The following is a 12,292-nucleotide window of genomic DNA, read 5'->3' as shown; positions in this document are numbered from 1 at the left end:
ATTAAAAAAATCATATGTCCATCTGGCAGATGTTATGTTATCTAATGAGGCTGACTACAGGGTACATTTAGTAACCGGATCTAGTCAGCTTTTTTTGTCCTATTAACAATTACTGCGATTAGGAGCGCTTAGAAGGGAGTATTAGAAAATACTTTAACCGATAGCATTGATTGGTGGACAGTAAAGGAAAAAACTTGGAGAAAGCAGTAACTAAAAGCGCGGGATCGAGAGCGGTAGAGGGAAAAATTAGGAGAAAGCAGTAACGAATAGCGCTGGGTCGTGAGCGGTGGAGGAAAAAAATAGAAAAAACAGCAAAGATTTTATCCAATAGCTTGAATTTGAAGGAGGCGCCAAATTCTGCTAGTAAGTCCCCATAAAGTTAGCTTGTAACCTCAATAGGTCAAAGCAACGACCTTGGAGAAGAAAAAAGCAAATAAGATTAGAAGCTGTGATTTTTGTGTATTTTTTTAAAATATGTAAGCGTTTCCATTGACCGAATGATACTTTCATAGAATAATATAAGAGGAGAGAATGAGAAATAATCGTAGAAGGGTGATTGTTTTGAAAAACTACAGATTAGAAACAGAGGTCATTCACAAAGGTTATGATAGTCAATCTTTTCAAGGGAGTTTAACACCGCCGCTTTTTCAATCCTCAACATTCACAATGAAATCGGCTGAGCAAGGTGAGCGCAGGTTTGCAGGAGAAGAAGAAGGCTATGTATACTCCAGATTAGGAAACCCGACGGTAACCGTCTTAGAAGAAAGGATAGCGGAATTAGAAGGTGGTGAAGCTGGGCTTGCTTTTAGTTCGGGTATGGCTGCTGTTTCTGCGACGTTATTTGGACTTGTTCGTTCAGGGGACCATATCCTTGTCTCAGAAGGAGTTTACGGGTGTACGTATGGTTTATTAGAATTGTTAAAAGACCGCTTTAATGTAGACTATGACTTAATTGCAATGGATGAAGAAGACCATATTCGTTCGTATATTCGTCCTGAAACGAAAGTAATTTATGTTGAAACACCGATTAATCCGACGATGAAATTAGTAGATCTCGAGTTAGTTTGTAAACTCGGAAAAGAATTCGAAGCCAAAGTTGTGGTTGATAATACGTTTGCCACTCCATATCTTCAAAGACCGATTACCTTTGGTGCTGATGTCGTTGTTCATAGTGCGACCAAATATATTAGCGGGCACGGTGATGTTGTTGCTGGTCTCATGGTTGGAAGCCGTGAATTTGTTAATGAAGTTCGTATGACTACGCAGAAAGACATTGGTGGCATTATTAGTCCGTTTGATGCTTGGTTGTTAATTCGGGGCTTAAAGACGCTCCCCGTTCGAATGGATCGCCATTGTACGAATGCTGTGAAAATAGCAGAAAAAATGAAAGCACATCCAAAGGTCAAAGATATTATTTTCCCAGGAGATGACCAGTTCCCACAAGCCGGAATTGTAAAATCGCAAATGAAGCAAGCAGGTGGAATGATCAGCTTCTTAATTGATGGTGGAAAAGAAACGGCACAACGGTTTATGAATGAATTACAGTTGATAAAAATAGCTGTAAGTTTAGGAGATGCCGAGACGCTCATTCAGCATCCAGCAACGATGACACATTCTGTAGTACCAGAAGAAAAGCGTGAGAAGATGGGGATTGGCCCCGAATTGATCCGTTTATCCGTTGGCTTAGAAGCATGGGAGGACATTTGGGCAGATATAGAGCAAGCGTTAGAGAAAATCTAGTACGTTGTTGATATAAATCGAGTCATACGAACTTGAGTATATAAGAGTAAGAACATTATTTAAAAGGATGACTCAAACGAGGGCTAGTACACTCATGAGTCATCCTTTTGTTGTCAAATTAATTTCTGGTTGTCCTTCTTAAATAATGATTACTCAGCCACTACCTCGTTAACAATTTCCATGACGGAGTTACGTGTTAGCTTTTCTTGTCCTGCTTCAATAGCGTCTAGTGTACTAAATGCGAGAGCTAACGGAATTTTACAGAAATAATAAACCGGTCCAACGGTTAAATCTTTCGTATATTCGTCGCCTAGATCAAGGTTTCTACGAGCATATGTAAACATATCTTTCATTTCCCACCCATTTGGGAAAAAGTCTACACCGTCTCGAGATAAGTCTTCTTCACGATTGCGAATCATATTAACAGCTTGCAGTCCACGTCCGAACCCAACTGCAAGATCTCGATCACAATCTGTACCGTCGTACCATTTCCAAAGATCTGAAAGCATTACTCCTACTAAACCTGCCACGTAATAGGTGTATTCATCTAAATCTTCCTCAGTCTCAATGTTGAAGGCTTTGTTCACCCATTTTCCCATTCCTTCGGCCATCTCCGAAGTTGCGCTTAAAACGGCAGGAGTTGCAGATTCAGGACATAGGACAATCCAGTCGTTAAGTTCTAATGTGACTGCTGGTAAAGATGATTTATAAGGTTCAAATAAAGCAGCTAGCTCAGCTTCGGTGAACGGTTTTTTTATTAGAACACTGATTTTATTTAATAAGTTGACTTTTTCTTCTGTAGAAAGTACGGCACTGTCTTCAATTTCGTCGATTGCTCTCATACATAGATAAGCAGACATGACAGCTTCTTCTAATTCATCTGGCAATTTGCTGATAGGAATAAAAAATGTCCGACTCGTTTCCATTAATACTTGCTTTGCTCGATCATAAAGATTTTTTTTATCGGTCATGTAATGTACCTTCCTTTCAAATGGCTTCATACATAAAATTTTAGACTAAAAATGATTAAATTACCAGAAACACCATCATATCTACCCTTCTTATTTTAAAGAAGCTCTTGAACGAGAATTAATTTGTCCCTTTTATTTGGAATACTTGTGCAGAAATAATTGGTATGGTACATGCACAATGCCTCATACAATGGGAGCGACTGACAAAATAGAAGGGAGTCGTTACCATGAATCATCATCAAGGTCATCAGCACGGTCACGCGAGCGCTCCGCAAATGATTTCATTAGTAGACCCTTACGTTTATCAGACGTTACAAACAATTATTGGCAGAACTGTCGTTGTTCAAACCGCCCAAGGAAATATTCGCGGCGCATTAACTGATGTTAAGCCTGATCATGTCGTTGTAGATGTTGCAGGGTCACCTTTTTTTATTCGGACTCAAAGTATTATTTGGGTACTGCCGCAGTAATTAGCACCTAAGCTTCCAAATGGTTAGGAGAGAAGGAGGAGAAGGTCAGTGATAATACGTTTTGATAAAATGTTAATAGACTTACCGAGACCTGAATATTCTGATCCAAATGGCGCTTCCGCCGTTCAAGAGTTACTTGGTGGAAAATTTGGTGAGATGTCAACATTGAATAACTATATGTACCAATCGTTTAACTTTCGTAATAAGAAAAAGTTTAAACCGTTTTATGATTTAGTTGCAAGTATTACGGCTGAAGAATTTGGTCATGTTCAGCTCGTTTCAAACACGATAAATATTATGTTAAATAATACAACTTTTCCGGGAGATCCTGATATTGCGCCAATGCAAACGGCAAAAGATTTAAGATTTCATCATCATTTTATAGATACTGCACAAACAGCAAAACCAGCTGATTCACACGGTCGCCCGTGGACAGGGGATAATGTCTTTAATAGTGGCAATTTATTATTAGATTTAATTCATAATTTCTTCTTAGAGTGCGGGGCAAGAACACATAAAATGCGTGTATATGAAATGACGGAAAATCCGACAGCACGTGAAATGATCGGCTATTTACTTGTCCGTGGCGGTGTTCATATTGTGGCTTATGCAAAGGCCATCGAAGTGGTTACAGGAGTCGATATGACAAAGATGCTTCCGGTTCCTAATTTAAGTAACCGTGCGTTTGAAACAGCGCAGAAATTTGAAGATGAAGGCATTCATACGAAGTTATACACATGGAGTCCAACAGACTTCCGTGATATTAATAAAATTTGGAAGGGAACTCATCCAGAGGACGGTAAGCCATTAGAAGTAATTATTGGGGCGCCGGAAGGAGCACCAACTCCTGATTTTGAAGAAGTGCCAGAAGAATTTGCTCCTGGTATTTCAGCTGAAGATTATCAGGAAATTGTAAAACGCTTAATGCGTTCTGCCGGCTTATAAAGAACGGGTGCCAAGCGCACCCGTTGTATTATTTTTTTTGCGTCAAAAAATCAATGACTTGATCTAATGGTTGATCGACCTCGAAATAATTTTCAAATGGACAACCTTTTTTATTTAAGCGCTTAATAATGGTATCAATGGTAAAGTGAGTAGGGGCTAACTGTTCATTAAGCTCCTCCCAAAATAACGGTGTAGCGACGGTTGCTTCTTTACGTCCCCTTGCAGAATATGGAGCGATAATCGTTTTTCCCTCGGCGTGTTGAATATAATCAACATATAGTCTTTTACCACGTTTTTTTTTCATCCGTTCAATCGTAAATAAATCAGGCTCTTTGGAAACGAGAAAATCTGCAACAAATGAAGTAAAAATACGTGTTTCTTCGAATGCATATTTCCCGCCTTTTAAAGGTAAATGAACTTGAATGCCCTTACCACCAGATGTTTTTACAAAAGGGAAGAGACCGAGCTGATCACAAATCTCTTTAATCATACGTGCTCCTTTTACAGCGACTTGAAAGTCATCGACAGAATGTGGATCTAAGTCGAATACAATCTCTCTCGGTTGATGAGAATTAATCGTTTGAAAAGGGATATGAAATTCGATGGCTCCTTGATTTCCTAACCATAGGAGCGTATCAAAAGATTGACAAACGATATAATTAATACCTTCATGCAATGAGGTATCGACAAATGAAGGAGCATAGTCTGGAATGTTTTTTTGAAAAAATGCTTCTCCCTCAACACCGTTAGGGTATCGAATAACGGTCAAATGACGATCTTTTAAAAAAGGTAAAAAATAAGGTGCGATGTTTTCTATATAATCAATATAATCTTTTTTCGTAAGTGATAGTGCTTTCCAATAAACTTTGTCTGGGCTGGTAATTTCAACTTCATTTTCGGTGACTGGAGGCTGTTTGTTAGTATGCAGCTGGTCAAGCGTACAATCCTTATACGAAAGATCAAAGCGAAATTGTTCGAAAAAAGGCTCTCTTAATTGCTCTTTATAAAATTGCAAGTATTTAATCTCTATACAGATACCAGGATCCACCTTTATAAATTGCTTATCTTCACTTGATTTATTGTTTTTAATCGTTTCGATTAAGGCTCGTTCTTCCTCGCTTTTTATCCCGTGTTTAAATAACCCAATAGGTACTATTTGACCCTTGTTCCATAATCCGACGTGGAAGTAGCCATTCTCTTTTTCAAAGGCGGTTATAAAACAATTGATTCTTTTATAGTTTTTAATTTTCAGCCACGAACGGGTTCGTCCATTTTCCCACTTACTATGAACTAGTTTTGCGATAACGCCTTCACTATCATGTTCGATCGCTTTCTTCCATATGGGATCAAACGAGTCATAAGATGTAACCAATTTAAACGTACGTTCGGATTGAAATTTCTCTTGAAACATTTGATACAATTTTTGTTTTCGCTCGGAATAACTTTCGGTTTTAAAATTTTTCCCGTTAAGTTCTAGTATGTCAAATATACAAAAAGTAACTGGATGGTTATTTGACTCTGCTTTAATCGTTTCTTCATTTCGTAACCTTCCGCGCCTTTGTATAGCTTCAAAGTCTCCTTTTAACTCATTTTCTAGAACGACAATTTCGCCGTCTAATTCAAGAGGTAATAAATCTTTCATTTTAGACTGAATGCTTTCTCCTGCAGCAACGAGTTCAGGGAAATGTTCATTTAAAATCCGTCCATTTTTACTAATAAGTGAAAACTCTGAGGTACTCCACTTGAGGAGACACCGATAGCCATCATATTTTATTTCAAATTTCCACTTTTCCCCGACTGGCGTTTCAAATGACAACGTCGGACTCATCGGTTTTTTCATGATTTACGATCCTTTCTCTTCCTAATCGTTATTAGTTTACCCAGATGATCGAGTACTAAGTGGTAAAGAACTGAAATTGCCATTAAGATACTGCAATTATCAATGAACGTTTTACATAATTCATACCAAGCACCAAATACTAATGAGTAAAATGACAGAAAGAAGGCGCTATAAATGCATACAGTCTGGAGAGGCAGCATTAGTTTTGGCTTAGTTAACATACCAATCAAGCTTCATGCGGCAACAGAAAATAAAGATATTAAATTGCGTAATTTACATGCAGAGTGCAAATCCCCTTTAAAATACGAAAAAAAATGTCCGGTTTGTGAAAAAGAAGTAGAAAATGATGAAATTGTGAAAGCGTATGAATATGCAAAAAATAAATTCGTTATTCTTGATGAAGAAGACCTTGAAAAATTAAGAAAAGAAAATGAAGATAAAGCTGTTGAAATTATTGATTTTGTAAAGCTAGAAGAAATTGATCCGATTTACTTCGAACGTAGCTACTTTATTGCACCGAATGAAGGAGGTACGAAAGCTTACACGTTATTACGGAAAGCACTTCAAGATTCGGGCAAGATCGGTATAGCGAAAATTATTATTCGTTCCAAAGAACATCTAGCGGTTGTTCGTGTTTATAATAATACACTCGTGATGGAAACGATTCATTTTCCAGATGAAGTTCGAAATGTCGCTGAGGTTCCAAATGTACCGAGCAGTGATGAGGTGACCGATAAAGAACTAGAGACTGCAAAGATGTTAATCGATCAGTTGACGACAGATTTTGATCCCGAAAAGTATCACGATGAGTACCGAAATGCGTTAATGGAATTAATTGAACAGAAGAAAAATGGTGAAGAGGTCGTTACGGCTGCAGATAAGAAAACCCCAGCTGCAACAGGAAATGTAACAGATCTAATGGCTGCCTTGCAAGCATCCATAGACAAAACGAAAACAAAAACGAAACCAGCGGCAACTACAACAACAAAAAAGAAAATGGTGAAAGCAAAAAAGAACGCATAATGAAAAAGAACTAAAAGAGGCTCGCCGTACAATAGGCAAGCCTCTTTATCTTTTTGAGTGTTGTTTAGAGCTGTTTTAACAAAGGTGGAAGCTCTGACAATTCTTTTATCGTGTAGGTTGGAAAAATATCGTCAACGATGTCTTTATTGTCACGGTTAATCCATACATTTCTCATTCCGATTTTGTTAGAACCAATTATATCCGTATGGAGATTATCACCGACCATCACAGCTTCATCTTTCGTTAGTCCAGTTAAATATAAGCAGTGCTCAAATATGGCAGGGTCCGGTTTTCCGCGGCCGAATGCACCAGAAATGATGATGTGGTCAAAATAAGGTATTAATTCAGGGGTCATGTCCAGTTTTTCGTTTTGTAATTCTGGAGAGCCGTTTGTTAGTAATAATAGTTGATAGTCTTCTTTTAAATCTTCTAAGAGTGTGAACGTATCCTCATATAGGAATGGCAATGTTCTTCGGTTTTTCGCAAATAATTCACCGAGTTCAGCGCCGAATTCCGGGTCTTCAATTCCTAGTGTTTTTAACCCTTGTGTCCAAGCATCTGTTCGGTATTGAGGGACAATTTCCTTCATTTTTCGGAAATTTACATCGATCTTATCACCAAAGTTCCCCCATAAACCTTCAAATGGATTGATCCCAATCATTTGCGTGAATTCATACGTTTCATATTGACTGTATAACTGACGAGCTGCTTCTCTTACCGCCTCTTCCAATTGATCAATATTTACATCGTATTTATCCGTCGCTGCCTCACAAGTAGCTTTGAATGATTCCGCTACGCTTTTTTTATCCCATAATAATGTATCATCTAAGTCGAAAATTACAGCTTTTACCACCTTTAACTCCACTCCTTTAGAAATTCTTTATGTCTACTATTGATTGTACTACAAAAAATGAATTTGAAAATTAGAAAAACTTCTAATTTTTATTTTGACTAAAAATATTGTTTGTATTTTGGCATAACGGTAATTGTATTTATGTATTCATTATAGTAATAGTAGAAATTTTATTATTGATTAAAGGCTGTTTTCGTAAATTCTGAGAAAAGAGCTAGTTTAAAAAGAATCATAAAAAGACCATCAAACCAATGTCTTATGATGGAGGAATTGATATGAACAAAAAACAGTCAAAGCAAAAGAAGCTTTGGCAACAGTTTCACGGTCCAAATTTAGGGTATGTTCTAGAAAAGCACGAGGAATTATCAAAGGAGCTTAATGAAGAAACTGACACCTTTTACGAGTGGACCAGTACAGCTGAGCAAGAAAATGAAGGACAAAAGACCGAGTTATCTTCCATTCCGTTTGAAAAGGTAGCATCAGCTATCAAGATGGCAGATGCGATACGACAAAATGGTCACATGGTGGCTAATATTTACCCATTTTCGGTTATGAAAAAGGAAGGTCATAAATTTAATTTAGAGAGGTTTCAGTTAACGGAAGAGGATTTATTAAAGATACCATATCAATTGTTATGTCCTTATGCACCGCCTCAAGTTTCTACGGGGAAAGAAGCAATTGAATATTTAAAGGATGTGTATACAGACACATTGGCCTTTGAGTTTAGTCATGTGCATGAGGAATACGAGCATGAGTGGTTAATGGAAATGGTGGAGTCAGGTGCTATCTACCGTCCGCTGACAACTGAAGATCGGCAAGCGTTGCTTGAGCGGTTGACCGAAGTTGAAGAGTTCGAAGCTTTTTTACACAGAACTTTTGTAGGTCAAAAACGATTTTCGATTGAAGGTTTAGATACGCTCATACCGATTCTTGACAGCGTTGTTGAAGAAGCCGTTCAAGTAGGTGTTAAAAACATTATGGTCGGTATGGCTCATCGTGGTCGATTAAATGTGCTGGCTCATGTCCTAGGAAAACCGTATGAGTTGATTTTTTCAGAGTTTCTCCATGCACCAAATAAAAATCTAGTTCCATCAGAAGGATCGATAGGGATTAATTATGGATGGAGCGGAGATGTGAAGTACCATCTAGGTGCCAACCGGAAAATTTCAGACCGCAAAACGGAGCAAGCGAAATTAACATTAGCGAATAACCCAAGTCACCTTGAATTTGTTAATCCAGTGGTTGAAGGTTTTACGCGAGCTTCACAGGACGTCCGGACTAACCGAGGTTTTCCATCACATCACTCTTCTGAAGCCTTTTCGATTTTAATTCATGGTGACGCTGCATTCCCAGGTCAAGGAATTGTTGCGGAAACTCTCAATCTGAGCCGTTTGCAAGGCTATCAAACAGGCGGGACCATTCATATTATTGCCAATAACTTAATTGGCTTTACAACTGATACTGGAGATTCCCGTTCAACTCGGTACGCTAGTGATCTGGCCAAAGGATTTGAAATTCCCATCATCCATGTAAATGCTGATGACCCAGAAGCCTGTCTAGCTGCCATTCATTTAGCGTTTCAATATCGAATTCGCTTTGAAAAAGATATCATTATTGATTTAGTCGGCTATCGTCGTTACGGTCATAATGAAATGGATGAACCAATGATGACCCAGCCCAAAATGTACTCCAAAATTAAGGAGCATCCTACTGTAAAAACAATTTATGAAAATCATTTATTAAAAAGTGGTGTTATTACGAATGATGAAATGAAAGGGATGGAAACCCCCATTCGTGAAACGCTTGAAAGTGCATATGAAAAAATGAAACAAGTAAAACAACAAGGCAAGCGGGAAATAGACGTACCGAAAAAGATTAGAGAAGGTCTGCCGACAATTGAAACAAAAGTAGAAGCAAAGGAATTGAAAGAAATAAATGACGCTTTATTAACGTGGCCTGAACAATTCAAAGTCAATAAAAAACTAGAGCGTATCTTAAAGAGACGATCACAATCTTTCGAGGAACGAGGAAAAATGGATTGGGGATTCGCCGAAACTCTCGCCTTTGCAACGATTTTAAGAGATGGAACACCGATTAGAATTACCGGGCAAGACTCAGAACGGGGAACTTTTGCACAACGGCATCTTATATTACATGATCGAGAGACTGGAGAGAAGTATTCACCATTGCATCGTTTACCTCAAGCCAAAGCTTCTTTTGCGATCCATAATAGCCCGCTTTCTGAAGCCGCAGTCGTTGGCTTCGAGTATGGTTATAATGTTTTTGCACCAGAAACGTTAGTGCTGTGGGAGGCACAATATGGTGATTTTGCAAACTCAGCCCAAGTGTTAATGGACCAGTTTATTTCCGCAGGGAGAGCCAAGTGGGGGCAACGATCGGGGCTGGTCATGCTGTTGCCACATGGATACGAAGGTCAAGGACCTGAGCATTCAAGCGCTAGATTAGAACGCTTTCTTCAATTATCTGCAGAAAACAACTGGACGATCGCTAATGTATCTACAGCCGCTCAATATTTTCATATCTTGCGTCGACAGGCTGCGATTTTACAGAGGGATGAAGTAAGGCCGCTCATTATCATGACTCCTAAAAGCATGTTGCGTCATTCAAAAACAGCTTCGACTATCGAGGAACTGAGCAAAGGTTCTTTTCAATCATTTATCACCATGCTCCCTAAACAAAAAGGGCGTGAAGACCAAGTGAAGAGAATGATTTTTTCTACAGGGAAAATGTCTGTTGAACTGTTGGAGAAGATCGAAAAGTTAGAAAAAGAGGAACAAGAACCATTGCAACATATTAGTCTTGAAGAATTATATCCTTTTCCATTCGAGTCGTTAAAAGAACTATTGGAGAAATACACTAACGTGGAAGAAGTATTTTGGGTACAAGAGGAACCGAAAAATATGGGAGCCTGGACTTATATTGAGCCGAAATTAAGAAGCCTTTTTCAAGAAAGAAAACCTATTCAATATATCGGAAGGGTTTCGAGATCAAGTCCTGCAGAAGGAGATCCTAATATTCATAAAAAAGATCAAGAACGGATTATAAGTGAGGCGATACAGTTCAAAGAGAAAGGAGAATAAAGGTGGAGATAAAAGTACCTGAACTAGCTGAATCAATAACCGAAGGAACCATAATTAAATGGTTAAAACAGCCTGGAGAATTTGTTGATAAAGGAGAATATGTCGTTGAGTTAGAGACAGATAAAGTAAATGTAGAGATTACTAGTGAAGTATCGGGTGTTATAGAAGAGCATAGCAAGGAAGAAGGAGATACAGTTTCAGTAGGCGAAACGCTTGCTATCGTAAAAGAAGGTAAAAACGAAGATCAGAACAGCACCAATGATGACACTAGTTCTACAGAGGACCGGGAACATACTAAAGATAACAAAGACTCTAAACATAAAGAAGGGGAAAAAGATAAACGTAAGGACCCGATTGCTTCTCCTGCAGCAAGAAAATTAGCTCGGGAAAAAGGAATCAACTTAGAGGAGGTTCCTGCAAAAGATCCTTTAGGCCGTTTAAGGAAATCAGACATTGAGCTCTATGATAAAAGTTCAAGCGAAGAAAAAAAACAACCATATCAAGAAAATCCATCTGTCGTAAAAGAAAATAAGGAAAATATCGAGAGAATACCAATGTCTAGAAGACGGCAGACAATCGCGAAACGTCTCGTTGAAGCTCAACAATCTGCAGCCATGTTAACGACGTTTAATGAAGTCGACATGACAGCTGTAATGGAGATGAGAAATCGACATAAAGAAGAATTTCAAGAAGAGTACGGAATTAAATTAGGGTTTATGTCATTCTTTACAAAAGCCATTATTGCCGCATTGAAAAAGTTCCCTTTGCTAAACGCAGAAATTGAAGGAACAGATATCATTAAGAAAAACTTCTTTGATATTGGTGTGGCTGTTTCTACTGATGAAGGATTAGTCGTTCCTGTTGTCCGAAATGCAGATCAACGGGATTTTGGTGAACTAGAAAAGGAGATTGCAAGACTTGCAGAAGCAGCTAGAAACCAAAGCTTAAAAATACAAGATTTGCAAGGTGGTACATTTACGATTACAAATGGCGGGATTTTCGGATCTTTACTATCTACACCGATACTTAATACACCTCAAGTTGGAATATTAGGTATGCATAAAATACAATGGAGACCTGTCGCTGTAGACAAAGAGCAAATGGAGAATCGGCCGATGATGTATATTGCTCTTTCTTATGATCATCGCATTATAGACGGAAAAGAAGCTGTCAGTTTTCTTGTGAAAGTTAAAGAACTATTAGAGACCCCTGAAAAATTAATGCTGCAAAGTTGAGTGAAAAACAACCTCCATGTGATCAAGCCATGGAGGTTGTTTTTTGATGTTATAAAAAAGGGACAAAATGTAATATAACAATTTTTAAAAACTAGTTGACTATTATATAACAGG

At 38.2% G+C, this 12,292-nt stretch carries 9 protein-coding genes; 6 read left to right on the top strand and 3 right to left on the bottom strand.

Features of this window, described 5'->3' with window-relative positions; translation table 11 throughout:
* Positions 1 to 531: 531 nt before the first annotated feature.
* Positions 532 to 1,740 carry a methionine gamma-lyase gene (gene megL / locus N7Z68_RS05235; RefSeq protein WP_275117418.1) on the top strand — a complete coding sequence of 403 codons (1,209 nt, stop codon included), beginning with the start codon at positions 532 to 534 and terminating at the stop codon, positions 1,738 to 1,740.
* 149 nt (positions 1,741 to 1,889) lie between these two features.
* Here the strand turns inward: megL and N7Z68_RS05230 are convergent, their stop codons facing one another.
* A complete protein-coding gene (locus N7Z68_RS05230) occupies positions 1,890 to 2,711 on the bottom strand; it encodes a squalene/phytoene synthase family protein (RefSeq protein ID WP_275117417.1) in 822 nt (273 codons plus the stop codon).
* 227 nt (positions 2,712 to 2,938) lie between these two features.
* On the opposite strand from N7Z68_RS05230, the gene N7Z68_RS05225 reads away from it, so the two are divergent.
* A complete protein-coding gene (locus N7Z68_RS05225; protein ID WP_275117416.1) occupies positions 2,939 to 3,181 on the top strand; it encodes a YuzF family protein in 243 nt (80 codons plus the stop codon).
* 48 nt (positions 3,182 to 3,229) lie between these two features.
* A complete protein-coding gene (locus N7Z68_RS05220) occupies positions 3,230 to 4,126 on the top strand; it encodes a manganese catalase family protein (protein ID WP_275117415.1) in 897 nt (298 codons plus the stop codon).
* A gap of 28 nt (positions 4,127 to 4,154) precedes the next feature.
* Here N7Z68_RS05220 and N7Z68_RS05215 read toward each other — a convergent pair whose 3' ends face one another.
* Positions 4,155 to 5,966, bottom strand: coding sequence for a DNA ligase D (locus N7Z68_RS05215; RefSeq protein WP_275117414.1), 1,812 nt, complete (start codon positions 5,964 to 5,966; stop codon positions 4,155 to 4,157).
* A 174-nt stretch (positions 5,967 to 6,140) separates the two neighbouring features.
* Between N7Z68_RS05215 and ku the strand changes: the two genes are divergently transcribed.
* Entirely contained in the window at positions 6,141 to 6,989 is an 849-nt protein-coding gene (gene ku / locus N7Z68_RS05210) for a non-homologous end joining protein Ku (RefSeq protein WP_275117413.1), read from the top strand.
* A 64-nt stretch (positions 6,990 to 7,053) separates the two neighbouring features.
* On the opposite strand, the gene N7Z68_RS05205 is transcribed toward ku, so the two are convergent.
* Positions 7,054 to 7,842, bottom strand: coding sequence for an HAD family hydrolase (locus tag N7Z68_RS05205; protein ID WP_275117412.1), 789 nt, complete (start codon positions 7,840 to 7,842; stop codon positions 7,054 to 7,056).
* A gap of 275 nt (positions 7,843 to 8,117) precedes the next feature.
* On the opposite strand from N7Z68_RS05205, the gene N7Z68_RS05200 reads away from it, so the two are divergent.
* Positions 8,118 to 10,943, top strand: a complete 2,826-nt coding sequence (locus N7Z68_RS05200; RefSeq protein WP_275117411.1) for a 2-oxoglutarate dehydrogenase E1 component — start codon at positions 8,118 to 8,120, stop codon at positions 10,941 to 10,943.
* Complete coding sequence (gene odhB / locus N7Z68_RS05195) at positions 10,940 to 12,178, top strand: 2-oxoglutarate dehydrogenase complex dihydrolipoyllysine-residue succinyltransferase (RefSeq protein WP_373323117.1); 1,239 nt, start codon at positions 10,940 to 10,942, stop codon at positions 12,176 to 12,178. The genes N7Z68_RS05200 and odhB overlap by 4 nt, the downstream gene beginning before the upstream one ends.
* Positions 12,179 to 12,292 lie beyond the last annotated feature (114 nt).

This window comes from Alkalihalobacterium chitinilyticum (assembly GCF_029028005.1).
Taxonomy (GTDB): Bacteria; Bacillota; Bacilli; order Bacillales; family Bacillaceae_F; genus Alkalihalobacterium; species Alkalihalobacterium chitinilyticum.
The sequence above is the reverse complement of the archived record's forward strand: the minus strand, read 5'-3'. Positions and strand labels throughout refer to the sequence as shown.